Below are 25,270 nucleotides of genomic sequence, written 5' to 3' on the forward strand. Positions count from 1 at the left end.
ATAAAGATGATTGCATTTTTATAGACCAATCAGTACAATGAATATGCATTACAATTATCGTTAACACTCGATTACATTGTTATGTATAGCTCCTGCCCGGAGCTATTTACATAAAAAATTAAGCTGTATTTTTAATATAGCTTAATTATTTTTTATTATTTTAATAAAGGAAGTGTTATTTATGGACAAATACACTAAAAAGCTCTACCAAATCATGAGGGACTTGCTAAAAGAAAAAATAGTTTTGGCCTTTTCTGGTGGGGTAGATTCTGCCTTACTTCTAAAAATCGCATCTTCTCTAAGGCAAAATGAAAACGATGTAGTCGCCATGTTTTTCAAGGCACCATCAAGTACAGAAGAAGACCTTGTAAACGCCAAAAATTTGGCAGAAGAAATGCAAGTTAAGTTATATATAAAAGATGTGGATATCTTTGTAGATGACCACATTACCAACAACGAAAAAGATAGGTGCTACCACTGCAAGAGCCACCTTTTTAAACAAGCTATAGATTTAAAAGACGAACTCGGTTACGGCTATGTCATTGACGGGACCAACACCGATGACCACAAGGTTTATAGACCAGGTCTTATGGCCCTAAAAAATCTTGGAGTCGTAAGTCCTCTAAATATGGCTGGTTTTTCTAAAGAAATGGTGAGGGCCCTTGCTAGCGAGCTTGGAGTAAGTGTTGCCAAAAGGCCGTCAGCACCTTGTCTTTTGACTAGGTTTCCTTACGGTACAAAGATTACCCCGGCGAAACTAGACAGACTTGAAAAAGCAGAAGCTTTTATAAGGGACCTAGGCTTTATCAAATTTAGAGTAAGAGACCACTCAAATATTGCTAGGATTGAACTAGAGCCAGATGACTTTATAAAATTTATCGACAAGAGATACCTTGTCATAAAAGAATTTAAAACCCTTGGCTTTTCCTATGTGACAATCGACCTAGAAGGTTTTAGGTCAGGGTCAATGGATGAGGGTCTAAGTGAAGAAGAAAAGAAAAAGTGGGTCTTATAATGGATAAAAAAACCTTAATCAAACAAATCAAAGAAGGGCTAATCTCAGAAGAGGATGCCCTTAAAATCCTTGAAGACAAAGGATATGCAGACGTAGGTGAAAACGCCAAAATCGACTTCTCAAGAAGAGACAGACGTGGTTTTCCAGAAGCAATTTACTGCGCATCAAAAGATGACAAGAGCCTCATAGAAATCTTTAAGGCCTTTTACGAAAGAGGCGAATCCGTAATCGGCACCAGGGCAAGCCGTAGACAATACGAAATCGTAAAAGCTGTCATCGATGACGTGGAATATTCAGACCTTGCCCAAATTATTAGCCTGGACTACTCCAAAGAAAGCGAGAAAATCGGCGAAATCGCCATAGTATCTGCTGGCACATCTGATTTGCCAATTAGCCTTGAAGCTGAAATTACAGCGCGCTTTCTTGGGGCAAAAGTAAAAGCCTACAGGGATGTGGGAGTTGCTGGAGTCCATAGGCTCTTAGATAAGACAGAAGAAATAAAAAAAGCAAATGTAATTATAGCCATAGCAGGTATGGAAGCAGCCCTTGCCACAGTGCTTGCAGGCCTTGTTGATAAGCCAATTATAGCTGTCCCAACATCAGTCGGCTACGGAGCAAACCTTGGAGGGATTACCGCCCTTTTGTCAATGATCAACTCCTGTGCCGAAGGCGTAAGCGTAGTTAATATCGACAACGGCTACGGAGCCGCCTACCAAGCTTGCCAAATCAATAGGCTAATCGCGAAAGGAAATAAATAATGGACCTATATTTTGAAATGTATTCAGGAATAGCTGGTGATATGACCATAGGAGCTCTTTTAGACCTCGGTGCAAGCAAGGAAAAATTAATCGAAGGAATCAAATCTCTCGGCCTTACTGGCTACGACTTAGTTTTTGAAAGAGTAAAGAAAAATGGGATTGACTCCTATAACTTTGACGTAATCCTAGCAGGTCACGACCACGACCATGAAGGCGACCACTGTCATTGCCATGAACACACTCATGAAGATGGCCATACTCATTCTCATGAACATTGTCATGACCATGACCACCATGACCACGACCATAATCACCACGATCACGAACATTGCCACGAACACACTCATGAAGATGGCCATACTCATTCTCATGAACATTGTCACGACCATGACCACGATCATCACCACGACCATGTTCACAGAAACCTAACAGATATCGAAGAAATTATAAATTCATCAGACCTAAACGACAATATAAAGAAAAATGCCCTAGGAATTTTCGACATCATTGGCGATGCAGAAGCCAAGGCCCACGGCATCGACAAATCTGAAGTCCACTTTCACGAAGTTGGAGCGATTGATTCTATTATAGATATTGTCGGCACTTGTATATGCCTAGATGACCTAGGTGTAGAAAATATTTACTTCTCAGACCTCTATGAAGGATTTGGCTATCAAATGTGCGCTCATGGCCCAATGCCAATACCTGTACCAGCTGTAGCCAATATCCTAGCAGATTCTGAAATTAATCTTAACTTCATCGGAGAAGAAGGCGAGCACATCACTCCAACAGGGGCTGCAATCGTCAAATACTTCTATAAAAAAGCTCCAGAAAGTTTTAAAATCAAAAAAATCGGCCTAGGAGCTGGCAATAAGGACTTCGAAAAATCAACTAATGTCCTAAGGGTCATTGAGATTGACACAGGTAAAAAAAAACTGTAAGACTACTTGAGACAAATATCGACGATACCAGTGGGGAAATTATGGGCCACGCCACGGAAAAAATCATGACTATAGCCCTCGATTGCTACTACAGCCCGATTTTTATGAAAAAAAACCGTCCTGCCTATAAATTATCAGTAATCTATAAGGCAGAGGACGAAGAGAAAATCGAAGATATTATTTTTAACGAAACCACATCCATAGGAGTGAGAAAATTTGACCTAGAAAGGACAACTCTAGATAGGAAAATAATTAAAATTCCTTATGGAGATAGGGACTACCTTGCAAAACAAGTTACCTATAAGGATAAAACTTACACCTACCCAGAATACGAATCCACCAAAGACTTGGCAGAAAATGAAGGCCTTTCCCTAAAAGAAGCCTACGATTTGATGAGGGCCTTGGTAGTAAAAATAGAAAAATAAGACAGACCAGGACTGAAAAAATGTCCTGGTTTTTTGTGAACATTTTATGAAACATTAATAATCTCTTCGGTCATTCTATTCCCGACTTTATAAGATTCTTCCTTAAATCTCTGCAAGTATAGGTTCGAAAGGACCTTTACAACCATCCCGAGTAAGTGACCTTACCTAGCGATGAAAAATCTCATAAATTAAGACAAAGCAAAGTAAATTTTTTTAAATACGACCTTAGCCCAAAACTTGGTATATAAGTATTAGAATAATACATATGGAGGGATCTATGTTTAAGTACGAATTTATCGACGTCGTCCCAGAAGGAAGTCTTAAGTAGGGAAAGACCGACACCTTTGAAAGGTGCAAGGATCTTATAAATGAAAAAGCAGGGGAAGGCTGGGAGCTTGTACAGATAATCCCTGTCACAAATGAAAAATGGTCAGCATATTCCTTTATTAAATACACTATTATTTTTGAGGTGAATTTATAATTTCTTAGAGAGCTGAGGGAAAATCTAGCTCTTTTTCCATGTTTAAAATCAATATAATTTTAATTATTTATTCTTATTATTTATTTGTGTCTTTAGGTTGAAAATTTAAGCAAAAAAAGCCAACCCTGAGGCTGGCTTGGTTTTACTCATCTTCTTTTGATAAGTCTATAAATCTCTTATTTTCATCTTCCACATTTTTTTCTTCTTCTTTTTCAGTTTTACTTTCATTTTTAACTGATTTTTCAGAATCTTCTTGTGGTTGATTTTCTTCTTCAGAATTTTCAAGATTTTTTACATCTACATCTGTATTTTCATCGATTTTTTCTTCGCTTACTTCTTTATCTTTCTTTCCTTCAAGAATTTCCATGAACTCTTCTCCAGTTATGGTTTCTTCTTTTAGGAGGTAGGCTGAGATTTCGTGGAGTTTGTCGATATTTTCTTTTAGAATTTCGATAGCTCTATAGTGGGCATCGGCTATGATTTTTGCTACCTTTTGGTCAATCTTGTTGCCTGTGCCGTCTGAGACAATCATGGCTCTTTGTCCACCAAGGTATCTTCCTTGGATCTGTTCTAACTGCATAAAGTCAAATTCATCGTCCATACCGTAGATTGTGACCATATTTCTTGCCATAGCTGTGGCTTTTTCTATATCATTTGAAGCACCAGTAGTCTTGGTGTTAAAGATTAGCTCTTCTGCTGCCCTACCACCTGCAAAAGTCACGATTTCGTCGATTAACTCTTGCTTGGTCATGATATATTTCTCGTCCTTGTCGACTGTCATAGTGTAACCTAAGGCCCCACCAGTTCTTGGAACTATGGTTATCTTTGTAACTGGGGTCTTGTGGGTTTGAATAGCTGCTACTAGGGCATGGCCAACCTCATGGTAGGCTATGATTTTCTTTTGGTCATCTGATATTACCGCATTTTTCTTTTGCATACCTGCTATTACTGTTTCGATTGATTCTTCTAGGTCCTCTTGGCTTAGTTTCTTTCTGCCTTCCCTTACAGCCCTCAAAGCACCTTCGTTTACGATATTAGCAAGGTCTGCACCAGATGTGCCTGCAGTCCTCTTGGCTATTTCTTCATAGTCTATATTTTCTTCTTTTTTAATCTTTTTGGCGTGAACTTTTAGGATATCCTCACGACCCTTTAGGTCAGGTAGTTCTACCTGGACTTGCCTATCAAACCTGCCTGGTCTGGTTAGGGCTGGGTCTAGGATTTCTGGCCTATTAGTTGCAGCAAGAAGAACAACTCCTTCTGCTGCATCAAAACCGTCCATTTCATTTAGTAATTGGTTTAGGGTTTGTTCACGCTCGTCATTACCAGAATATCCAGAAACGTCACGTTTTTTACCGATCGCGTCGATTTCGTCTATAAAGACTATACATGGGGCCTTTTCCTTGGCTTGTTTGAATAAATCTCTTACCTTAGAAGCTCCCATACCTACGAACATTTCCACAAATTCAGATCCTGAAATGGTGAAAAATGGTACTTTTGCCTCGCCGGCAACAGCTTTGGCAAGGAGGGTCTTACCAGTTCCTGGAGGACCTACAAGTAGGATTCCCTTTGGTACTCTGGCTCCGATTTCCTTGTATTTGCCTGGATTGTGGAGGAAGTCTACAATTTCTGCCAAACTTTCCTTGGCTTCTTCTTGGCCTGCTACGTCCTTGAAGGTCTTGCCTGTTTCATTTTCCATATAAATCTTGGCATTCGATTTACCAAAATTCATGAAGTCGGCACCACCTCTGCCACCCATGGTCTTTGATAGGGACCTGGATGCGAAATAGAAAATTCCTATTAGGAAGATAAATGGCAACACACTTGTAAGGAAAAGTGACAAGTATGGATTCATTTTTGTTTCTATTTCCTTGCCGAATTTTAATTTATTGTTGCGTTCTTGAGCCGCAAGCAACCTTTTTGTAAGGTCTGTATCTTCCCATAAACCTGTTTGGTAAGTCTTTTCAACTCCCTCAACCTTGGCCTTGAAAGTGTATTTTAAGTTATCCTTGCTAACTTCAGTGACCTGATCATTGTCAATCATCTCTACAAATTGGCTATAGGACACTTCCTTAGCTCCATCTTGGCTTGAAATAGGGCTGAATACATATGAAAATATGAAATAAATTATTATAGCACCTACCCAATAATAGAGTAAGGGCCTATTTTTTCTTGGTTTTTGATTCATATAAGTCTCCTTGATATATACTTATCAAGTAATAAGTCAAGTTCTTTTAATTCTTCTACTATGGTTTCTAAATTTACTTCTACAGCATCGTCTGGGAATTCTTTCCTTATCTTATTGAAATATTCTCCCAAGTCCTTGCTTGCTGTAATACCAGTCTTGGTCAACCTGACATTAACCACTCTTTCGTCTTCTTCGCTTCTTATCCTATCCACAAAGCCTTTTTTCTCAAGCTTCTTGCAGATGTTAGATATATTTCCACCTGTTACTCCTATGGCCTTACCAAGATTGCCTATAGATACGTCTTTATCGGATGAATACAGGGCTATTATTATCTTTAACTGTAAAGGTGTAAGGTCTAATTTATTGGCTGTGTCCTGAAGTAACAAATCTATTTTGTGTGATATTTCTCTAATCATAGAGAAAATAGTATTGTTAAATTCAAAAAAGTTTATGTGTTTATCTGGCATAGCCACCTCCTATTTACTATATTATTTTACATATCTTAAATTTAATTTCAATATAAATAGCTATATTTTACACATATTATATTTTTATCAATTGTTTTTAGATAGGTAACTAGCTGCACTCAAAGCTGCGACCTGGCCTTCGCCAACAGCTTTCATTATCTGATATGGCTTGCCTGTGATATCTCCAGCCGCAAAAAGTCCCTTGATTGATGTTGATAAGTCCCTTGCTACTTGAATGTGGTTTCCTTCCATTTTTATACCTGGCACCAATCTTTCTGGCTTGGACGAATCTTTTTCTATAAAAAAACCATCAGCTATTATCTCTTTGCCAGATTTAAAAATTAGTTTCTCGGCTCTTTTTTCACCATCAAAGCCAATAGGAATTTCTCCCTCAATCACTTCTATACCTGAATTTAGGGAAACTTCCTTGCCTGTCATGTTTACAAATACCAAACTTCCCACAATCTCTGAAGTGAAGTTTGCTTCACCTACTGCTTCGTCATTATATCCTATAACTACGACCTTCTTTCCCCTATAGAGGGCAGCATCGCAAGTTGCGCAATAATTTACTCCCTTAGCAAAAAACTTATCTTCATTAAGCAAGTCTTTTTTTAGTTCTATGCCTGTTGCCATTATCACAGACCTTGCTTCTAGCATTTCGCTTTCATTTTCGATTTCTATAGCGAAAAAATCTCCCATAGCATAAATAGTTTTAACCTTTCTGCTATCCCTTTTAATTTCAAAACCTTCTATGGAATTTTTGAAATTTTCATTCAGGTCAGAGCCTGTAATATCTTTAAAACCCAAATAATTAGCGATTTTCTTAGTTTTAACAAGTTTTTCGGAATCTTTTCCAAAAATTATTACCGACTTATTTCTTATTTTAGAATTTAAAGCGGCGCTAAGTCCTGCGGGACCTGCGCCGATTATTGCAATATCATAGGTCATTAGAGATATTTTGCCATTTCCTCTACAAGAGCTTCCTTAGGATGGAAGCCTATTAGGTTTCCTTTTAAAACTCCATCTTTAAATATTAGGAGAGATGGCACTGCATTTATATTATATTGGGCTGCAATCTCGTTTGACTCATCCACATCTACTGTATAAATGTTATAGTCAACTTCGCCTGCTAATTGGTCTAGGATTGGCGCTTGCATCTTGCATGGCCCACACCAAGTTGCAGAAAAATCTACTAGAGAGAGTCCTGTTCCGTTTTCTACCTTTTCTCTAAATTCAAATGTATCTAATTTTTGCATATATGCTCCTTAATTTTTTAATTGTCGCTTTGTTCTACCAGACCAGCTACATGATTAACTGGTAGTGAATATATTATACCCTTTCCTTGGCTTGCTAAATCCATCTGATCATAAATTTCTTGGCGAATTTTTTCGGCTAGGTCTTTTTTTACAAGCATAATTACCAAATCTTTTTCTGGTTCTATATTCATTGACAAAAATAACTTGCTTTTAACTGCCTCTCCTGACCCCCTGCCGTGGATAACTGTTGCACCCCTAGCACCATGGTCTTGGGCAATGTGGATGGCTTTTTGGCCTTGGTGTCTGTCGACAATTACATACAAACAAACATACTCCATTTTATTTTCTCCCTCTAATGATGTTGAAAAAGCCACAGCCGAATTAACTGCTGCTAGTTTTTCAGAAATTTCTTCTATTATCTTCTTTACAGATTCTTCTTCAATAAGAGCTGTAACTATTTCTTTTTTTGTCTTATCTATAGCAAGGGCATTTAGAATTTCACTTGGCGCCGAGCCTTCTCCGTAAAAACAACCAATAGCTGTTGCCCCGTCGTTTTTGAGGATTTTCATAAACTTAGAGCCCTTACCCCTAGGTAGGATTATTCTTAATAATTGCATTATCTTGCCCCCTTATACAAATTGCCCATTATCATAATGGTTAAAACTGGCATCATGGCTACAAAGGATATTACTCCAAAACCATCGGCAATATTTCCAGCAACCCCCTGGCAGAAAGCTAGGATAAAAGTCGCAGTCATAGGCCCTGATGCAACTCCACCTGAGTCAAAGGCAATGCCCACAAAAATTTGATCAACCCTCCTAGAAAGGATAAGGGAAATCAAAAATCCTGGCACAATTAGCATCCAAAGAGCAAAACCTTCTATCCTTATCCTGAAAATCGCAAGCATTACTGCAAAGGCGACTCCTATTGAAAGGGCGGTTAGGATATTTTTCCTTGGAATTGAGCCACCGGTCACGTCTTCTACCTGTTCAGATAAAACAGCCACAGCTGGTTCTGCCAAGACAACAAGAAGTCCAAGGACAAAGCCAATCAGTGGCAAAAATTTACTATCAGCTAGACCTTCGCCCATCACTCTAGCGAGTTCCATAAATCCACCTTCAACGCTAGTTAGGAAAATAATTAGGCCGATATAGGTATAGATAAGACCCAGAGTAATTGACTTTAACTCATCTTTTTCTGTCTTGAAATAAAGATGATTCATTATATAAAATACAAGGGCAATTGGCACTATGGCAAAGGTTGAGTTAATAAAGCCTGACATAAGTGGGGTATGGGCTACTTCTTCTGCCACAATTTCTCCGCCTCCACCCTTAAATAGGCTCATCAATAAACCTGCGAGTATTGGTCCTGTTGAGGCAAGCCCTACTAGGCCAAAGGAATCATCTTCGCTCTTTTCTCCCTTAAGGTTTGCAACCCCAAGCCCCAAAGCTATTATAAAAGGAGTAGTCATAGCTCCTGTAGTAGCCCCTGAGGCATCGAAGGCTATGGCGTGGCCCATTTCTTCTGTAAAAATCATAAGAATAAATACCAATCCATAAATCACACACATCATAGTAGAAAGGCTTATATCCTTAAAAATCCTAAAAAGTCCAGCAGAAATCATAATTCCAACTCCAAGGGAAATAATCATTACAATAACCTGGGCAGGGATACCTATGGCAGATGTTACCTCACCTGCAAGTATTAAAAGGTCTGGCTCTGCAATTGAAATTGTAAAACCGATAAAAACTCCAAAAACAATTACCTTTATTAGCTTATCAAACCTTCCAAGAAATTCTCCCATCATAGATCCGATTTCAGATACAGAGATTTCTACACCTGTGAGAAAAACTCCAAGCCCCACGATTACCCCGACACATCCTAAAAAGAAATTGACTAGGAGTCCATTTTCAACCCCTACAAAAAAATTTAAAATTACTACTAAAATCGCAATGGGTATTACGGACTTAGACGTATTTTTAATTTCGTCTAAAAAAATAATGATCACCTTCTTCCTTAAAAAATTTCATAAAAAAAGAGCAACCAAAATGATTGCCCTTAAATATTTACTTATTTATTAGCTGCTTCAGCCGCTTCTCTAGCTCTTTCTGCTGCTTGCATGGCTGTGATGATAGCTATTTCATACACATCTTGAGCTGAACAACCTCTTGAAAGGTCGTTAACTGGTGCATTTAATCCTTGGAGTATTGGTCCTAGGGCCTTGTAACCACCAAGTCTTTGAGCTATCTTATAGCCGATGTTACCTGCTTGTAGGTCTGGGAAGATAAATACATTGCACTTGCCAGCTACATCAGATTCAGGAGCTTTATTTTTTGCTGTTTCTGGATCAATGGCTGCGTCGAATTGGATTTCACCAACTATTTTCATATCTGGATTTATATCCTTAGCAATAGCTGTTGCCCTGGCTACCTTAGTTGCAAGGTCGTGGTGAGCAGAGCCATGTGTTGAGAATGATAGCATAGCTACATATGGATCAAGACCAAATGTTTTTGCTGTATGAGCTGTTTCTACTGCTACTTCTGCAAGCTCATCTGCTTCTAGGGTGATATTTACTGCTGTGTCTGCAAATACTAGTTGTTCACCATTTGGTCCTAACATTACCATAACACCAGATACTCTCTTTCTACCTGGAATTGTTCTTATAATTTGTAGGGCAGGTCTAATTGTATCTGCTGTTGTATGGATAGCACCAGAAACAAGTCCGTCTGCATAACCAAGTTTTACTAGCATAACGCCAAAGTAGTTTAGGTCTCTCTTTAGGATAAATTCTGCTTCATCTCTGTCGATTTTGCCTTTTCTAATTTCTGCAAAGGCATCAACCATGTCTTCAAATTGTTCAAAAGTTTCTGGATTTAAAATTTTAATTGCAGAAATACTTTTTCCTAATTTATTTGCTGTTTTTTGGATTTCACCTTGGTCCCCTAAGACAAGTGGCTTAATAAGTCCCTCTTCTTGGTGCCTAATAGCTGCCTCTAATACTCTAGGGTCATTACCTTCTGGTAAGACTATGGTAAGGTTTTTTCCTTTTATTATGTTAATAGCTTCTTCTAGAATTCCAATTCTTGCCATTAAATCCTCCTTGTTTTTTAACTACTTTTATTATATTGTAAATCTCAATTAAAGCTAGCTTTATTTGCAAATTTTTATCTTTTTGCTTTATTAAGAGCCTTGGTCTCTGCTTCAGATAATTCACCCTTGCATGCCCCATTTACAATCTCTTTGAGGTAAACATTTGCTCCGTCATCTCCGTATAGACTTGTAAGGATAATTCCGTTATGGAAATTATCTAGCATACAAAGAGCAAAGGATAGTTCACGGCTCTGACCTTCAAAGGCATCAAAATGAACAACAGCCATATTTGACACAGCTCCCATGGTTGTATCCTTAGCATCTGCTGCAGTTTTGTTTATATTTCTTAGCTCCTTGTGGGAGGATTCTATCTGATCATTTAAGTTGTTTAACAATTCTTCAATATTTACATCTGGGTCATTGCCCCTTAGTAAATGGTCATATCTTTGCTTTTGCCTACGTGTTCTGTCTTGAAGACTTTTTAACATCGCAAATTGCAAGATTACTATGAGGGCCAACAAGCCCAATCCTACATATATTCCAGTCAAGCTTTCCTTCTTTCTATAATATTCCTATTATTTTGATATAATCTATAAGCTTCATCTAAAACTTCCCCTATATTATACTTATAGTTTGTTTCATTTAAATTTGCCTTTAGGGTAGGCTCAGATGATTTTATTGAGTTGTAAATTAACTCATTAGCTATCTCTCCGTCAGCTAAGGTTGATGCCTTGCCGTACTTTAGAAAAAAACTTAATACTTCCAAAGCCTTAAGGGCAAGAGTATTTAACCTTATCTGGGGTTTTGACGCATCTACATAAAACTTCTCATCTATTGGCGCCTTCGTTTTATATTGGTCTATCAAAAGATTTGCATAGTAGATATCATCGTCAGCACACTTAGTCAACAAATCCGAGATTTCTTCCATGACCTTGCGATTTTCCTTCGCCTTTTCCTCAAGGTCTCCCCAATTATTTTTATCCATCATAAGACCTAAGTTTACTGCAAGATTTGCTGTCAGAATTACAATAGCGCCCCCACCTGGTTTGGCATGGACCTTTCGCGTTTCTTCTATGAGTTCTCCCACCCTTAGGTCATTAATCTTCATAAGAAATCCTGTCGTAAATTTTTTCTATATCTTCAATAGAATAACAATCTATAACCACTTTATAGGCATCCTTGGTTTTTTCTATGGCAACCTTGGTTGCTAGTTTATCCATGAATTTTTCTTCAAAATCATCGAATAAAAGACTGTCAAGGTTTGGAATTTTTTCTTCTTTTGGCTTATTATCGGACTTGCCTGTTAGGTCTATAAAATTTTTGCGAGGTGGGTTTTTATCTTCCCTCGAAATTTTCTCAACATCTCGAACTACAACTTTTTTATTTATATAATCATCAAGGGCCTTATCCCTTTTTTCTCCATCATCCAGAGACAAGAGGCTTCTAGCTTGTGATGGTGATATAGACCCGTCCCTTAGGGCTGCTTTTTCTTCCTCATTTAATTTTAATAGCCTAATGGTGTTTGCTATATAAGAGCGTGACTTACCCATTTTCTTAGCTATTTCCTCCTGGGTTAAGCCATAAGAATCAATTAGCTTTTTATAGGCTGTCGCTTCTTCTATGGCAGATAGGTCTTCTCTCTGGACATTTTCAATTAAGGATAGGACTTCAATATCTTTTTGCTCATAGGTTTTTACAATCGCATCAATTGTATCAGCCTGATTTAGAAGAGTCGCCCTATACCTTCTTTCACCTGCAAGGATTTCGTAGTAATCACCATTCTTTGTAACTGTAATAGGGTTTAAGAGGCCGTATTCTTTTATAGAATGGGCTAGGTCTTCAAGAGCCTTTGAATCAAAATCTTTTCTTGGTTGCCCTGGCCTTGGTTTTACTTTTTCTATAGGAAGGCTTGCCACTTTTGAAAAATCTACTTCATCAAATCCACGAATAGAGTCTTTTCTTTCTTCCTTTATATCCGGTATTAGGGAACTTAAACCCCTACCTAAAGATCTTCTGTTGGTCATATCCCCTCCTATTTTATTAATTCTGATGCAAGGCTAATATAGGCCATAGCCCCTTGGCTTTTTGTATCATATTCTATCGCTGATTCTCCATGTGATGGAGCCTCTGCAAGTCTAACATTTCTAGGAATCATAGTCATAAACACCTTATCCTTAAAGAACTTTTTGACCTCTTCAACTACCTCATAAGCAAGCTTTGTCCTTTTGTCAAACATTGAAAGCAAAACGCCTTCTACATAGAGGTCCTTATTCAAACTTTCCTTTACAAGTTCGAAGGTATTCATTAATTCGCTAACACCTTCTAGAGCGTAGTATTCTGTTTGGATTGGGATAATAATTGAATCGCTCGCTACAAGAGCGTTTATAGATAAGAGTCCTAAGGATGGTGGACAATCTATAAGGATAAAATCATAAGGTGCTTTTATTTCTTCAACTATTTCTTTAAGTTTTTGAGTTCTTTCTAGGGGATCAAGGTCCACTAGCTCAACTTCTAGACCTGACAAGGAGTTTTCAGAAGGGATTAAGTCTACACCGGACTTACTTCTTATAATGTATTGAGCAAGTCCCACCCTATCATTTTCTTTAATTTTTTCTTCGGTTTTTTCTTCGATTTTTGCTTCTGAATCCTTTTTGCCAGTTAGATCAATAAACCTAGCTTTCTTTCCTTCATCAGCAACCTCTTTGTCCTCTTCCTTAGTTTCTTTACTTATTTCTTCATCATGATTGGCTTCTTTATTTTGAACTTCTTCAGCCATAATATAGAAGAGGTCGTAAATAGAAGTATCAACTTTGTTTTTATCAATACCTAGTCCTGTTGTAGCGTTGGCTTGGGGATCCATATCAATTACTAAAACTTTTTTGTCTAAGTAGGAGAGAGCTACAGCCAAGTTCACAACCGTAGTAGTCTTGCCTACCCCTCCTTTTTGATTAAATACCGATATAGTCTTCATATTCACCTCTCACAATCAAAATACTCATATCTATCAGTTTATTTTTCACAACTCTTCTTACCTTGTTTCGGTCACCCTTGGCTTTAACTTTTCTAATATATTTCTTTCCTTTATATAGGACGCCAGCATAAGCAACTCCCAAATGAGCGTAGCCTGTTGTTGCTAGACACAAGTCAGAGCCCGTAGCCTTATGTAGTCCATCAAGCATTTCTCCTGCAACTTCCGGACTAACTACGTCATACTTTTCAATTGTTTCATATGAAACATTTAGCAACTTATGTTTTATTTCGTTCGCATAGGTGATGTAAGATTCTTTTAAAACATCGCTCGCGCCTGGAATATCTACTATAGAAGAAGCAACCAAGCCTCCTGTTATAGATTCTGCAGCCGAAACAAACTCGCCTTTCGCTCTTAGTTCATCTATTAAAACTTCTTCACGAGATTTATCTTCTGTAGTTAATAATAGGGGACCAAAAGTATTTTTCACTAAGTCAACGCCCTTTTTAAGCGAAGCTTCCAAGTGGTCTTTATTAGTTGAACTTGCAGTTACCCTCAACTCAACGCCAGTTGTTTTTGCATAGGGGCTTATGGTTGGGTCTGAGCCAGATAGGTCAATCCTTTTTGATATTTCCCACTCGCACAAGAGCGCAATCTTACAATTAACTGATTTTATCATAAGGTCGGTATGGATTCTTGGCACCACCTCTTCGTCAAACATATGACACATTTCATTTGGTGGCCCTGGCATCAAAATATATTTTGTCTTATCTCCAATTATGCAACCAGGGGCAGTGCCTTGGTTGTTTTTTAAAATAGTAGCTGACTTAGGAAATATCGCCTGCTTTTTGTTGACAGTCATCGCTTTCTTTTCGTCGTTGAAATATTTTTTTAATTCTTCATAAGAGTCATCATCTAAGACCATTTCATCCTCTAATCCCAGCACTCTTACTGCAGTTTCCTTTGTTAGGTCATCTTCTGTTGGCCCAAGCCCTCCACTTACAAATACATAATCATACTTGCCATTAGCTTCCTTGAGTGCTTGGTACAGTCTTTCTGGATTGTCTCCAACAGTCACCATCTTATATAAATTTATGCCAAGGTCTTGTAGCCTTTCTGCAATAAATTTAGAATTTGTATCCAAAATTGAACCTAGTAGGATTTCTGTTCCTACCGAATAAATTATAGCTTTCATAAATCCACCTTAATGTTTCACACGAAACTTTTATACCTATATTTTACTCCCAATGTTGGTAAAATCTAATTTTGTGAAACAAAAAAACACCTAGGCTTTTTGCCTAAGTGTTATTAGTGAATATATTCCTATTATTAGAAGTGCTGTGTAGATACAAATTCCGATAGGACTCAAACCCTGATCCAAAAATGGAATCATGGCAATCATATTGTTAGTAGCGTGAACTATTATAGAAGCTTTAATAGATCTAGTTTTGTAATATACATAAGCTAGGACAAGACCTAAGAAGAAAGCGTTAGAGCTTTGTAAGATATTAAAGTGGTATATCCCAAAAACTAAAGCTGTTAAAAATATAGTGACTTTTAACGAAATCTCTTTTCTTAATTCCTCAAATAAAACTCCCCTGAAAAGTAATTCCTCGACTAAAGGAGCTCCTATTATAACTGCTATGAGTATAAATATACCATCGACAGGCCCCTTGGCTCTGAAAGCTTTTTCTAGAAGTTCAAGGGCATCATTTACTAATTTTGATCCTTCTAGGGCTTTCATAATGATATTTTCAAGAATATTTCCAAAACCAAGTGTGCCGAATCCAATTCCGACAAAAATAAGAGGATTCGAAATTTTCTCATTTTCTATATATCTTCTTCCCAGTTCATTTCTATAAATATTATCTCGTTTTCCTATATAGAAATATAAAATAGTGAGTTTTATAAGTTGACCAATTAGTAGTCCGTAAATAATGTAGTCACCAGCTTTGAGCATGTCACCATCTTTGATGTTAGCTATAATGCCTGGTACACTCGCTCCTGTAATAACGTCTATAATAACATTTATAATAACGAAAGCCATTATTATAAAAAATACTTTTAATCCTTTTTTAAATTTCTCCATAAAATCTCCTTTGTTTCATATGAAACACTATAGGGGCTTTCTCTTTGGGAGATTTTGTCCCCTTGGATAAGTCTTTTTGCAAGACCTAACTTTTTTTACAACAACATTGCACCTCTCATTACCTGCGAGGTCAAAGTGGTTTTTCTCAATTACTTCACCACCCAAAATTTCAAGTGCATTTGAAGCTTCCTTTACTTCTTCATCAGCCTTTGGTCCCTTTAGAGCTATAAAAAGACCTCCGACCTTAACAAGAGGCAGGCAGAGCTCTGAAAGAGTTGCCATATTTGCTACAGCTCGTGATACTACTACATCAAAGCCTTCTCTATGATCTTTTGCAAAATCTTCTGCCCTGGTGTGGATGGCTCTGGCATTGGTAAGTCCTAATTTTTCTATGACTTCATTCATGAAATTAACTTTTTTATTAACTGAATCTATCAAAGTTAAATCAAAATCTTTTTCAATTCTTAGTGGAATGCCTGGAAAACCAGCACCAGCACCCAGGTCCAAAACCTTATCGCCTTCTTTTATATAATCCAAAACTGTAAGGGAGTCCTTAAAGTGTTTTAAGTCAATTTCTGCCGGGTCTGTTATTGTGGTGAGGTTGGTATGGGAGTTTACTTCCAAGAGATAATCAGTATAAACTATATATTTATCCATAAAGTTCTCCAGTCTTTAGCCTAATTAAAAGCACATTTATATCCGCAGGGCTTACTCCGGAAATCCTTGAAGCTTGACCAATGGAATCAGGTTTGATTTCATTTAGTTTTTCTGCTGATTCTTTTTTGAGGCCAGGAATTTTTGCATAATCAATATCATGACTTAGCTTTTTACTCTCAAGCTTTTTGAATTTCTCTATGTCCTTAAGTTGCTTTTTGATATAGCCCTCGTATTTTATTTCTGTTTGGACGCTCAAGCTTATATAAGAAGGAAGGTCTGATCTTTCCGGGTCAAAAATCACTGAGTTTTGGTATGTGATTTCTGGCCTTTTTATCAATTCATAAAGGGTTAGTCCATTGTTTAGTGGAGTTGACCCAAGCTCTTCTAGGGCCTTGTTGGTTTCATCCTTTGGTGTAAGCATGATATTCTTAAGTCTTTCTATTTCGCTTGTAATTTTCTCACGCTTATCTAGCATTTTTTGATAACGCTCATCTGTAACAAGTCCAATATCGCGACCTTTTTTTGAAAGTCTTTCGTCAGCGTTGTCCTGACGCATAGTTAGTCTATATTCACATCTTGATGTCATCATCCTGTATGGTTCATTGGTTCCTTCTGTAACGAGGTCATCAATCAAAACACCTATATAGGCATCAGACCTATCTAGGATGAATTCTTCCTCGCCCTTGATTTTTAGGGCTGCATTTATACCTGCTATAAGACCTTGGCCAGCAGCTTCTTCATAACCAGATGATCCGTTAATCTGTCCTGCAAAGTATAAACCAGAGTAAGCTTTGCTTTCTAGTGTTCTTTTTAATTCTCTGGTATCAATCATGTCATACTCGATAGCATAGGCAGGTCTCATTATTTTTACATCTTCAAGGCCGATTATGGTCTTGTAAAATTCCATCTGGACTTCTTGAGGTAGGGAAGATGACACGCCTTGGACATACATTTCCTTTGTTGATAAGCCTTCTGGTTCGATAAAGACTTGGTGGATATCTCTGTCAGGAAATCTCACCATCTTGTCTTCGATTGATGGACAATACCTTGGACCAATTCCCTTAATCTTGCCCCCATAAATTGGAGACCTATCGAGATTATCCATGATGATTTGTTTGGTTTCTTCTGTTGTGTAGGTTAGGAAACAATCCTCTTGGCGCCTGTCAGTATAATCCTTGCCTTCATTTAGAAATGAAAATGGAATTACTTCCTTATCGCCTTCTTGAACGGTTGTTTTTTCATAATTTATTGAATCCCTGTGAACTCTGGCAGGTGTGCCTGTCTTAAACCTACGGATAGAAAAGCCCATTTCCCTTAGACTATCTGTTAGGTATGTGGCTGCAGAAAGGCCGTGAGGTCCACTTACCTTTTCGTAATCGCCGATTAGGATTTTTCCATTTAGGTAGGTGCCAGTGCAAATTATGATAGCCTTGGTTTCATAGATTGCTCCTTGGACTGTTTCACATGAAACAATTTTTCCATCCTGGTAATTTATTTTGTCCACTTCTTGTTCAAAAAGATCAAGATTATCTTCTAAAACTTTTTTCATTTCATCGTGGTATTTTCTCTTGTCAGCCTGCACTCTTAGGGAATGGACAGCTGGGCCTTTTGATGTGTTAAGCATTCTTGATTGGATGAAGGTCTTGTCGATATTGATCGCCATTTCCCCACCAAGAGCATCTATCTCTCTTACTATGTGACCCTTGCCTGTGCCTCCAATGTTAGGATTGCAAGGCATGTCCGCGATTGACTCCATAGATGTAGTTAAAACTAAGGTCTTCATTCCTAACCTTGCAGCTGCAAGACCTGCTTCGCAACCAGCATGACCTGCACCAACAACAACTACATCGTAGCTTCCTGCTTGATATTTATTTTCCAACGCAAAACTCCTTAAATACTTTATCCATAATTTCTCCAGAAACACTCTCACCTATAATTAGTCCCAAATCTTCGTAGGCAGATGACAAATCAACCTCGCAGGCATCTATAGGAATGCCAGCCTCCATATCATTTAAAGATTGGTCTATCTTTTCCTTTGCTGACTTTAAAAGTCTTTCGTGTCTGGTATTTGTAATTAAAACCGATTCCCTCTTTATTTCCTTAGTATCAAAAATATCCCTGATTGTATCCTCAAGTTTTCTAATGCCCAGCTGATCAACCATGGAAGTTTTGATAATAGGAAGATTGACATCAAAGATTTTCTCGTCAAACTTTCCTTCTAGGTCTGCCTTGTTCAAAATTAAAAGGGCATTTTTACCCCTAATTAGGTCAAGGATTTTTTTATCTTCCTCATCAAAATCTCTAGACATATCGAAAATCGCAAGGATGAGGTCGGACTCATCAATGAGTTCGATTGATTTATCAACACCAATTTTTTCTACTAAGTCATCGGTATCTCTGATTCCTGCTGTATCGTTAATCTTTAGAGTAAAGTCGCCCAGGGAAATATACTCTGTGATGAGATCCCTAGTTGTGCCCGGTATATCAGTGACAATCGCCCTGTTTTCATCTAAAAGCACATTCAAAAGTGAAGACTTTCCCACGTTTGGTTTGCCAACGATTGTGGTATTAATCCCATCTTTTACAAGTTTTCCCTTGTTTGATGTGCTAGCAAGGTCGTCAATTTTTGCCTTAGCTGTTTTTATATAGGCTGTAATGTCTGATACAGGCAGGTCTTCACCATCTTCTGTAAAGTTTATCGAATACTCTAGACGGGCAAGACCCTCCTTAAGGTCTGTCCTAATTTCTCTAATTTTTTTGGTAAGAGAACCTTGAAGTTGGCTAATACCTTGGCTGGCTGATAATTTATTGGTCGAATTAATTATATCAAGAACTGCTTCTGCTTGGGAAAGGTCAATCCTACCATTTAGGAAAGCTCTTTTGGTAAATTCACCTGGCTCTGCAAGGTCAGCGCCCTTATCCAAAAGTAAATTCAAAATTTCCCTAACAGCGACAAAAGACCCGTGACAATTAATCTCACATACATCTTCCCTAGTATAGGTAGCAGGCGCCTTCATAAAGGCAACCATAACCTCATCAACAATTTCTCCTTCGCCATCAACTATGTGCCCATAACGTAGGTACCTATTATCTATGTCAGGATCAATCAGCCTATTGTTAATTGGCCTAAATATTTCATTTATAATATCGAGAGTCAAATCTCCCGTCATTCTCACTATCGAAATCCCACCAGTGCCCGCTGGAGTTGAGATAGCTGCTATTGTTTTTGCCATAAATCCTCCTTATGCTTTTAGTGATTGTCCACTACTTTCACTAGTGGTTATTAACATAAAGATTATAGTGGAAATTAGCGTTTTGTCAACATAAAAGCTTGACTTATAGCCACTTTGAATTATTTTTATAATTTTTTTGAAAAATAAGTGCCTGCACAAAATTTTCAAAATTTCATTTTATTTATTTAATAAATGTGATATATTAGAAGTAATGAAGATTTATTGGAGGAATTATGAATTTATCATCACTATCTTCCCTACAATGGAACCTCATAGCTGGAGGTCTCGCTATATTCTTGTTTGGTATCAGCCTTATGGGCGATGCCCTAACAAATTTCGCAGGCCCAAAGATGCGAGGTTTAGTTGAAAAATACACTTCCAACCCTATCAAAGGGGTCCTCGTAGGAATAGTAATCACAGGACTTATCCAGTCCTCATCAGCAACCACAGTCATTGCCATCAGCTTTGTAAGAGCAGGCATCATGAGCCTAGAACAGGCCATCGGAGTCACTCTCGGAGCCAACATAGGTACAACTGTAACATCAATTCTTATCGGTTTTAACCTTGGATATTTTTCATATTTTATCGCCCTAGTTGGTGTTTTAGTATTTATGTTCTCTGCTAAAAGGAAAAACAAATACATAGGTGAAATTTTTATAGGTTTCGGTCTATTATTTATCGGTCTTGAAATGATGGGAGCATCCCTTGAAGAACTAAAAAATATACCAGGCTTTGAAGAAGTAGTAGCAAATGTTGGTCAAAAGCCAGTCTTAGGTGTCCTAATAGGTACAGTCCTCACAGCCCTACTCCAATCATCATCTGCCTTTATCGGTATTACCCAGTCCCTATTTGCTACCGGAGCTATCAAGCTAAACGTTGCCCTAGCCCTAATGTTTGGTGCCAACATAGGTACTTGTATCACAGCCATCCTTGCAAGTCTTGGAGGAAGCTTGTCAGCAAAAAGGACATCCCTCTTCCACATCCTGTTTAACGTATCAATATCCATTGTATTCCTAGCAATCCTAGGTCCTTACCAAAAATTGGTAGAATTTATTGCAGGAGCAATTGGAGCCAACAAGCTCATGACCATAGCAGTAGGACACTTTACCTTTAACTTTGTAGGAATGATTCTCTTCCTACCATTCATAAAACTAGTCGCAAGAATCTTAAGAAAGATTATCCCAGGCAAGGATTCAATCCTAACTGATCTTGGCAACATAGAGCTAGATGAGAAGTTAATATCAACCTTCCCAGCTGCAGCCCTATCACAAACAAAAACAGCAATTATCCAAGAATCAGTAGTAGCCCTTGAAAATATCAAGGCAACAAAGTCCTACCTAAATACCAAGGATAAAAAATATTATGACACAGCCAAGGAAGCAGAATCAATGGTAAACGACATGGATACCAAAATCCAAGCCTACCTACTAACACTTGCCCAAAGCCAATCTCCACCAGACATAGAAAGAGATATGCAAACCTACTTGCAAGTACAAATCAACGTTGAAAGAATTTCAGACCTATCTGAAAACTTAGCAGACTATTACCACGAAATATACGAGACAGGTACAGGCTATGGGGAAGAGGCTCTAGCTGACCTAAACGACATCTGCGACCTAGTCATAAATAACATCGCAATGGCAGTAGAAGTCTTCGAAGAAGAAGATGTAGCCAAATACAACAAGCTAAGCGAAGACGAAGCAGCTCTCGACCTAATGGAAGTAAAATTAAGAAAGAGTCACTATAGAAGACTTAGGAAGGGCCTTGACATGACAACCATGGCATCCTACGTCTACAACGACATCCTATCAACTATGGAAAGAATCGGTGACCACGCCTTCAACATCGCAAGAATCACAGTAGACCCAGTAAAAACCCACACCGGCTACCACATCGAAGGCGAAGAAAATATGGAACTTTTCTAATAATTTAAAGATGCTGAAAAAAACAGCATCTTTTTTAATACAAAAAAAGAATTTAGCTCGCCTAAAGCTTGCTAAATTCTTTTTAATAAACAATTATTTATCCTATCAAGTTCGGTAAGAATAGTACTATAGCTGGAACATAGGTGATAAGTATGAGTACAACAAGGATGGCTAAAATAAATGGCCGAACTTCTTTTATAAATTCTTCAATACTACACCTTGTGATGCCACACACAGTAAACATCATAGAACCAAATGGAGGTGTTATACCACCAACCATTATATTAACTATAACCACTAAACCAAAGTGTAAAGGATCAACACCAAGTTGGGTTACGAGTGGTACTAGAAGTGGTGCTGTAATAACCATCGCTGCTCCACCTTCTATAAACATGCCCAACACCAACAAAATTATGTTACAAATCATAAGCATTATATACTTATTTGTTGTTATTCCTAATAGGAGTGTTGTAAGTTTTTGTGGTATTTGCTCCCAAGATAGGTAATATCCGAATACATTAGCTGCAACTATTATTAAAACAACTGAACCAGTTCCATAAATTGTTTCCTTGAAAATATTTATGAAATCGCTAGGTTTTAATCTCTTGTAGATAAAGAATCCAACTACTGTTGAATACAATATTGCTACGGCACCTGCTTCTGATGGAGTTACCATGCCGATTCTAATACTAGCGATGATACCAAAAGGAAAGAGGAGTGCCCAAAATGATTTAAAGGCTTGGATCAAGATTTCATAGGCTGTCGCTCTTTTTTCTCTGGTTGGTTGGTAGTCTCTCTTGTTGGCTATAATTGCAACAACTACCATCATAGATCCTGCCATCAAAAGTCCTGGTATATAACCAGCTATAAACATTTTGTTAACGCTAACTGAAGCGATAATACCATATATAATTAGGTTTATTCCTGGAGGAATAACAGGGGTTACTGCAGAAGATGCAGCTGTGATAGCTGAAGAAAAAGCATTAGAATATCCTTTTTTGACCATCTCTGGCACTAACATCTTTGATTGCATAGCTGCATCAGCATTAGCTGATCCTGAAACCCCGCCCATAAGTAAGGATAAAACTACATTAACATGGCCAAGTCCTCCCTTTAGGTGACCTGTAAGTACATCAGCAAAATCCATTAACTTTTCACTGATTCCCGAATAATTCATTATGGAGCCAGCCATTATGAAAAAGGGGATAGCCAAAAGCGAAAAATTCTGCGTAGATGTTATGAATTTTTGAAAAACCAAAACAGGACTTGTACCCTTGTCTATAACAAAAAAGTAGAACAAGGTTGATGCAAATAAGCAAAATACTATTGGAACATTCAAAAAATAAAGTACAAAAACTAAAATTATAGGCAAAATAGAAAGGAATTCTCTACTCATCACTTTTACCTCCTAATTTCTTTATATCATCAAATAAAAATATAAAAGCCCTTATTAGCATGAAGGTAAAACCCACTATTATTGATGATGATATGTATGCAGATGATACTCCAAGAACAGGTGTAGGTTTAGTATAAGATGTTTTAACATAAAGAACGCTAAACACAGTTATGAAGCCTATAACAATCAAAACTACTAAATCTATTAACACATTGGCAATTGCTCTATTCCTGCCACTTAATTTGCTAACTATAATATCAATACCTATATGTTGGCCTTTTTTGAAAGCTGCTGCAGCACCTATAAATACTGACCAAACAAAAAATCCAGTTGCAACTTCTTCAGACCAAAATATACCCGTCTTCAAAAAATATCTAGAAATAATATTTGCCACTACCAAGACGGTAGTGCCCATTAGAAACAACGAAGCTATTATCTCTTCGAAGTTATCAAGTAATTTTTTTCCCATAAAAATCTCCTAAAATAATAAATAGGCCGAAGCCTATTTATTATTTCATTTTTTCAATTTCAGCTAATAATTTATCTAATATACCATCAGATATTCCTTCCATCTTGTCATAAACTGGCATACAAGCTTTTTGGAAGGCTTCATAATCAACATCATTAAATTTAATGCCGTGATCATCTTCAAGAGCTTTCTTTTGAGATTCGTAGTTGTTTTTAACCTTTTCTGTCATCTCTTCACCGTTTTTAGTAAATTCTTCAACTATAATGTCTTGATATTCTTTTGGAATAGAATCAAAGACATCTTTGTTTATATAGATACCACAAACACCTAAGAAATGTCTAGTAAGGGCAACGTTTTTAACAACTTCAGCACTACCATTAGCTCCCATAGCATCAACTGTACCTTCAAGACCGTCTACTGCTTTTTGTCCTACAGCAGATATTGTTTCTGAAAATGCCATTGGTGTAGCAGTAGCTCCCATAGCGTTGATTGTATCTATAAAGATTTGAGAACCAGGAACTCTAATCTTCATTCCTTTTAAGTCTTCAGGTTTTTCTATTACCTTATTTGTCATTAGGTTTCTAAAACCAAAGGTGTAGTTTAATGAAAGAACCTTAATTTTGTGTTCATCTTCTAGTTTTTGAATCATACCCTTAACTAGGTCTGTTTGAGTCATTTTTGTATATTGGTCAATGTCTTTATAAAGGAATGGTCCAACTAGAGCTTTGAAATCTGGTACGTAGTCACCTAAATATGATGGGTCTTCTACTGATATGAAGTCTGCTCCATTAGCTACTTGCTCAAGTCCATCTTTATAAGTTGGTAATTGACCTTGAGGGTATGTTTGAATCTCTACAGCGCCATTTGTTCTCTCTGTAATAGCTTTTGCTGCTTTATCAGTAGATATTGTTAATTGTTCACCAGGTGCGAAAACGTGAGATAGTTTTAAAACTATTTTAAAATCATCTTTCTTTTCATCTTTTGCTGTATCTTTATCTTCTTTGCTTTCTACTTTTGTTTCTTCTTTGGCATCTTTGCCTTCTTTATTATCCTTTCCACCACATGCGCTAAATGCAAATACGCTTGCTAGTAAAAGTGCTGTTGCTAAAATTCTTTTTTTCATCATAATCTCCTTGAATTATTTTAGTTTTTTAATTAGATCTGGATAATCAGTTATAAGTCCGTCAACACCTAGGTCCTTTGCCTCTTGGAAATCAAAATCTTCCTTGCCAAACCAAACGTTTACCTTAACATTATTGTCCTGGCATTTTTTGATATCCTCGCTAGTTACAGTTTGAACCATTGGATGGAAATATTCTATCTTATTTTTTCCTACATAGTTCCAAGGTTCAATCAAAACAGACTCTGTTAATAAGGCACATTTTAAATTTGGCTTAAGTTCTTTCACCTTCAATATACTTTGATGGTTGAATGATGAGATTATTATATAATCCTCTAAGTCAAATTCATCGATAAGCTCGCAAACTTTTTCTTCGAGATTCTCGTATCTGAAAATACTATTTTTAAGTTCGATATTTGTAAGAATTTTTTTATCTTTTACAAATTCAAAATATTCCCTTAAAGTAGGTATTTTTTCATCTACGCCCTCATAATCTTTGGCGGCATTCAATTGTCTAAGCTCTGCAAAAGTTAAATCTTTTATGTATGCATCTTTACCGGTAGTTCTAAGGGTATTTTCGTCATGCATGATTACGATTTCATTATCTTTTGTAAGATGGACATCGAACTCAATTCCATCAGCCCCTTCTTCGTATGCTTTTACAAATGCAAGCATAGTGTTCTCGGGATACTTAGACTTAAAGCCCCTATGAGCAAAATTTAACATTAACCCTCCTTGTTTATTCCCGATTTACAAAAAATTTTAGAAATAAAAAAGTACAGACCCTTGGCCTAA

General features: G+C 37.3%; 24 protein-coding genes and 2 pseudogenes. 6 read left to right on the top strand and 20 right to left on the bottom strand.

Annotated features, from left to right (window positions below; all coding sequences use genetic code 11):
* Positions 1 to 181: 181 nt before the first annotated feature.
* From larE to HMPREF0072_RS12685, 5 genes and pseudogenes are all read left to right on the top strand, one after another.
* Positions 182 to 1,015, top strand: coding sequence for an ATP-dependent sacrificial sulfur transferase LarE (gene larE / locus HMPREF0072_RS02285; protein WP_004827192.1), 834 nt, complete (start codon positions 182 to 184; stop codon positions 1,013 to 1,015).
* On the top strand, positions 1,015 to 1,773 hold the full coding sequence (gene larB, locus HMPREF0072_RS02290) for a nickel pincer cofactor biosynthesis protein LarB (RefSeq protein WP_004827193.1): 759 nt from the start codon (positions 1,015 to 1,017) through the stop codon (positions 1,771 to 1,773). The genes larE and larB overlap by 1 nt, the downstream gene beginning before the upstream one ends.
* Positions 1,773 to 2,714, top strand: a complete 942-nt coding sequence (larC, locus tag HMPREF0072_RS02295) for a nickel pincer cofactor biosynthesis protein LarC (protein WP_004827194.1) — start codon at positions 1,773 to 1,775, stop codon at positions 2,712 to 2,714. Before larB ends, larC begins: the two co-directional genes overlap by 1 nt.
* An 11-nt stretch (positions 2,715 to 2,725) precedes the next feature.
* A pseudogene (larC2, locus tag HMPREF0072_RS12575) lies at positions 2,726 to 3,139 on the top strand (nickel pincer cofactor biosynthesis protein LarC2); the annotation flags it as partial.
* A 343-nt stretch (positions 3,140 to 3,482) separates the two neighbouring features.
* Positions 3,483 to 3,620, top strand: a pseudogene (locus tag HMPREF0072_RS12685) (DUF4177 domain-containing protein); the annotation flags it as partial.
* A 142-nt stretch (positions 3,621 to 3,762) separates the two neighbouring features.
* Here HMPREF0072_RS12685 and ftsH read toward each other — a convergent pair.
* The 16 genes from ftsH to mnmE form a co-directional block, all read right to left on the bottom strand.
* Positions 3,763 to 5,805 carry an ATP-dependent zinc metalloprotease FtsH gene (ftsH, locus tag HMPREF0072_RS02305; protein WP_004827196.1) on the bottom strand — a complete coding sequence of 681 codons (2,043 nt, stop codon included), beginning with the start codon at positions 5,803 to 5,805 and terminating at the stop codon, positions 3,763 to 3,765.
* Positions 5,802 to 6,272: a MarR family winged helix-turn-helix transcriptional regulator gene (locus HMPREF0072_RS02310; RefSeq protein WP_004827197.1), complete on the bottom strand. Its 471-nt coding sequence runs from the start codon at positions 6,270 to 6,272 to the stop codon at positions 5,802 to 5,804. Before HMPREF0072_RS02310 ends, ftsH begins: the two co-directional genes overlap by 4 nt.
* A gap of 87 nt (positions 6,273 to 6,359) precedes the next feature.
* Complete coding sequence (locus HMPREF0072_RS02315; RefSeq protein ID WP_004827198.1) at positions 6,360 to 7,220, bottom strand: NAD(P)/FAD-dependent oxidoreductase; 861 nt, start codon at positions 7,218 to 7,220, stop codon at positions 6,360 to 6,362.
* Positions 7,220 to 7,528, bottom strand: coding sequence for a thioredoxin family protein (locus HMPREF0072_RS02320; protein WP_004827199.1), 309 nt, complete (start codon positions 7,526 to 7,528; stop codon positions 7,220 to 7,222). The genes HMPREF0072_RS02315 and HMPREF0072_RS02320 overlap by 1 nt, the downstream gene beginning before the upstream one ends.
* 17 nt (positions 7,529 to 7,545) lie before the next feature.
* A complete protein-coding gene (locus HMPREF0072_RS02325) occupies positions 7,546 to 8,145 on the bottom strand; it encodes a P-II family nitrogen regulator (RefSeq protein ID WP_004827200.1) in 600 nt (199 codons plus the stop codon).
* Positions 8,145 to 9,536, bottom strand: coding sequence for a DUF1538 domain-containing protein (locus HMPREF0072_RS02330; protein ID WP_004827201.1), 1,392 nt, complete (start codon positions 9,534 to 9,536; stop codon positions 8,145 to 8,147). Before HMPREF0072_RS02330 ends, HMPREF0072_RS02325 begins: the two co-directional genes overlap by 1 nt.
* A gap of 62 nt (positions 9,537 to 9,598) precedes the next feature.
* Positions 9,599 to 10,618: a phosphate acetyltransferase gene (pta, locus tag HMPREF0072_RS02335; RefSeq protein WP_004827202.1), complete on the bottom strand. Its 1,020-nt coding sequence runs from the start codon at positions 10,616 to 10,618 to the stop codon at positions 9,599 to 9,601.
* A 74-nt stretch (positions 10,619 to 10,692) separates the two neighbouring features.
* Positions 10,693 to 11,166, bottom strand: a complete 474-nt coding sequence (locus HMPREF0072_RS02340; protein WP_004827203.1) for a DUF4446 family protein — start codon at positions 11,164 to 11,166, stop codon at positions 10,693 to 10,695.
* A complete protein-coding gene (locus HMPREF0072_RS02345) occupies positions 11,163 to 11,726 on the bottom strand; it encodes a cyclodeaminase/cyclohydrolase family protein (RefSeq protein WP_004827204.1) in 564 nt (187 codons plus the stop codon). The genes HMPREF0072_RS02340 and HMPREF0072_RS02345 overlap by 4 nt, the downstream gene beginning before the upstream one ends.
* Positions 11,716 to 12,642, bottom strand: coding sequence for a ParB/RepB/Spo0J family partition protein (locus HMPREF0072_RS02350; RefSeq protein WP_004827205.1), 927 nt, complete (start codon positions 12,640 to 12,642; stop codon positions 11,716 to 11,718). Before HMPREF0072_RS02350 ends, HMPREF0072_RS02345 begins: the two co-directional genes overlap by 11 nt.
* A gap of 8 nt (positions 12,643 to 12,650) precedes the next feature.
* Positions 12,651 to 13,589: a ParA family protein gene (locus tag HMPREF0072_RS02355; protein ID WP_004827206.1), complete on the bottom strand. Its 939-nt coding sequence runs from the start codon at positions 13,587 to 13,589 to the stop codon at positions 12,651 to 12,653.
* The gene (locus HMPREF0072_RS02360) at positions 13,567 to 14,781 is read right to left on the bottom strand and encodes a CinA family nicotinamide mononucleotide deamidase-related protein (protein WP_004827207.1); all 1,215 of its coding nucleotides are present in this window, start codon (positions 14,779 to 14,781) and stop codon (positions 13,567 to 13,569) included. Before HMPREF0072_RS02360 ends, HMPREF0072_RS02355 begins: the two co-directional genes overlap by 23 nt.
* A 90-nt stretch (positions 14,782 to 14,871) precedes the next feature.
* Positions 14,872 to 15,675, bottom strand: coding sequence for a CPBP family intramembrane glutamic endopeptidase (locus HMPREF0072_RS02365; RefSeq protein ID WP_004827208.1), 804 nt, complete (start codon positions 15,673 to 15,675; stop codon positions 14,872 to 14,874).
* A 27-nt stretch (positions 15,676 to 15,702) separates the two neighbouring features.
* Positions 15,703 to 16,332 (bottom strand): 16S rRNA (guanine(527)-N(7))-methyltransferase RsmG, encoded by a 630-nt coding sequence (gene rsmG / locus HMPREF0072_RS02370; RefSeq protein WP_004827209.1) that lies wholly within the window; start codon positions 16,330 to 16,332, stop codon positions 15,703 to 15,705.
* Positions 16,325 to 18,211, bottom strand: coding sequence for a tRNA uridine-5-carboxymethylaminomethyl(34) synthesis enzyme MnmG (mnmG, locus tag HMPREF0072_RS02375; RefSeq protein WP_039930966.1), 1,887 nt, complete (start codon positions 18,209 to 18,211; stop codon positions 16,325 to 16,327). Before mnmG ends, rsmG begins: the two co-directional genes overlap by 8 nt.
* Complete coding sequence (gene mnmE / locus HMPREF0072_RS02380) at positions 18,201 to 19,565, bottom strand: tRNA uridine-5-carboxymethylaminomethyl(34) synthesis GTPase MnmE (RefSeq protein ID WP_004827211.1); 1,365 nt, start codon at positions 19,563 to 19,565, stop codon at positions 18,201 to 18,203. The genes mnmG and mnmE overlap by 11 nt, the downstream gene beginning before the upstream one ends.
* Positions 19,566 to 19,798: 233 nt before the next feature.
* On the opposite strand from mnmE, the gene HMPREF0072_RS02385 reads away from it, so the two are divergent.
* Positions 19,799 to 21,490 (top strand): Na/Pi cotransporter family protein, encoded by a 1,692-nt coding sequence (locus HMPREF0072_RS02385; protein WP_004827212.1) that lies wholly within the window; start codon positions 19,799 to 19,801, stop codon positions 21,488 to 21,490.
* A 97-nt stretch (positions 21,491 to 21,587) separates the two neighbouring features.
* Here HMPREF0072_RS02385 and HMPREF0072_RS02390 read toward each other — a convergent pair whose 3' ends face one another.
* From HMPREF0072_RS02390 to HMPREF0072_RS02405, 4 genes are read right to left on the bottom strand one after another with little or no spacing between them, the layout of a single operon-like run.
* On the bottom strand, positions 21,588 to 22,886 hold the full coding sequence (locus HMPREF0072_RS02390) for a TRAP transporter large permease (protein ID WP_004827213.1): 1,299 nt from the start codon (positions 22,884 to 22,886) through the stop codon (positions 21,588 to 21,590).
* On the bottom strand, positions 22,879 to 23,355 hold the full coding sequence (locus tag HMPREF0072_RS02395; protein ID WP_004827214.1) for a TRAP transporter small permease: 477 nt from the start codon (positions 23,353 to 23,355) through the stop codon (positions 22,879 to 22,881). The genes HMPREF0072_RS02390 and HMPREF0072_RS02395 overlap by 8 nt, the downstream gene beginning before the upstream one ends.
* A 40-nt stretch (positions 23,356 to 23,395) precedes the next feature.
* A complete protein-coding gene (locus tag HMPREF0072_RS02400) occupies positions 23,396 to 24,478 on the bottom strand; it encodes a C4-dicarboxylate TRAP transporter substrate-binding protein (RefSeq protein ID WP_231549495.1) in 1,083 nt (360 codons plus the stop codon).
* A gap of 15 nt (positions 24,479 to 24,493) precedes the next feature.
* Positions 24,494 to 25,201, bottom strand: a complete 708-nt coding sequence (locus HMPREF0072_RS02405) for a glycerophosphodiester phosphodiesterase (RefSeq protein WP_004827216.1) — start codon at positions 25,199 to 25,201, stop codon at positions 24,494 to 24,496.
* Positions 25,202 to 25,270: the final 69 nt, after the last annotated feature.

It is taken from the genome of Anaerococcus lactolyticus ATCC 51172 (assembly GCF_000156575.1).
GTDB lineage: Bacteria > Bacillota > Clostridia > Tissierellales > Peptoniphilaceae > Anaerococcus > Anaerococcus lactolyticus.

Coding starts and splice junctions, on each gene's coding strand:
- larE (WP_004827192.1), top strand. CDS start 182: ATGGACAAATACACTAAAAAGCTCTACCAAATCATGAGGGACTTGCTA.
- larB (WP_004827193.1), top strand. CDS start 1,015: ATGGATAAAAAAACCTTAATCAAACAAATCAAAGAAGGGCTAATCTCA.
- larC (WP_004827194.1), top strand. CDS start 1,773: ATGGACCTATATTTTGAAATGTATTCAGGAATAGCTGGTGATATGACC.
- ftsH (WP_004827196.1), bottom strand. CDS start 5,805: ATGAATCAAAAACCAAGAAAAAATAGGCCCTTACTCTATTATTGGGTA.
- HMPREF0072_RS02310 (WP_004827197.1), bottom strand. CDS start 6,272: ATGCCAGATAAACACATAAACTTTTTTGAATTTAACAATACTATTTTC.
- HMPREF0072_RS02315 (WP_004827198.1), bottom strand. CDS start 7,220: ATGACCTATGATATTGCAATAATCGGCGCAGGTCCCGCAGGACTTAGC.
- HMPREF0072_RS02320 (WP_004827199.1), bottom strand. CDS start 7,528: ATGCAAAAATTAGATACATTTGAATTTAGAGAAAAGGTAGAAAACGGA.
- HMPREF0072_RS02325 (WP_004827200.1), bottom strand. CDS start 8,145: ATGCAATTATTAAGAATAATCCTACCTAGGGGTAAGGGCTCTAAGTTT.
- pta (WP_004827202.1), bottom strand. CDS start 10,618: ATGGCAAGAATTGGAATTCTAGAAGAAGCTATTAACATAATAAAAGGA.
- HMPREF0072_RS02345 (WP_004827204.1), bottom strand. CDS start 11,726: ATGAAGATTAATGACCTAAGGGTGGGAGAACTCATAGAAGAAACGCGA.
- HMPREF0072_RS02350 (WP_004827205.1), bottom strand. CDS start 12,642: ATGACCAACAGAAGATCTTTAGGTAGGGGTTTAAGTTCCCTAATACCG.
- HMPREF0072_RS02355 (WP_004827206.1), bottom strand. CDS start 13,589: ATGAAGACTATATCGGTATTTAATCAAAAAGGAGGGGTAGGCAAGACT.
- HMPREF0072_RS02360 (WP_004827207.1), bottom strand. CDS start 14,781: ATGAAAGCTATAATTTATTCGGTAGGAACAGAAATCCTACTAGGTTCA.
- HMPREF0072_RS02365 (WP_004827208.1), bottom strand. CDS start 15,675: ATGGAGAAATTTAAAAAAGGATTAAAAGTATTTTTTATAATAATGGCT.
- rsmG (WP_004827209.1), bottom strand. CDS start 16,332: ATGGATAAATATATAGTTTATACTGATTATCTCTTGGAAGTAAACTCC.
- mnmE (WP_004827211.1), bottom strand. CDS start 19,565: ATGGCAAAAACAATAGCAGCTATCTCAACTCCAGCGGGCACTGGTGGG.
- HMPREF0072_RS02385 (WP_004827212.1), top strand. CDS start 19,799: ATGAATTTATCATCACTATCTTCCCTACAATGGAACCTCATAGCTGGA.
- HMPREF0072_RS02390 (WP_004827213.1), bottom strand. CDS start 22,886: ATGAGTAGAGAATTCCTTTCTATTTTGCCTATAATTTTAGTTTTTGTA.
- HMPREF0072_RS02395 (WP_004827214.1), bottom strand. CDS start 23,355: ATGGGAAAAAAATTACTTGATAACTTCGAAGAGATAATAGCTTCGTTG.
- HMPREF0072_RS02400 (WP_231549495.1), bottom strand. CDS start 24,478: ATGAAAAAAAGAATTTTAGCAACAGCACTTTTACTAGCAAGCGTATTT.
- HMPREF0072_RS02405 (WP_004827216.1), bottom strand. CDS start 25,201: ATGTTAAATTTTGCTCATAGGGGCTTTAAGTCTAAGTATCCCGAGAAC.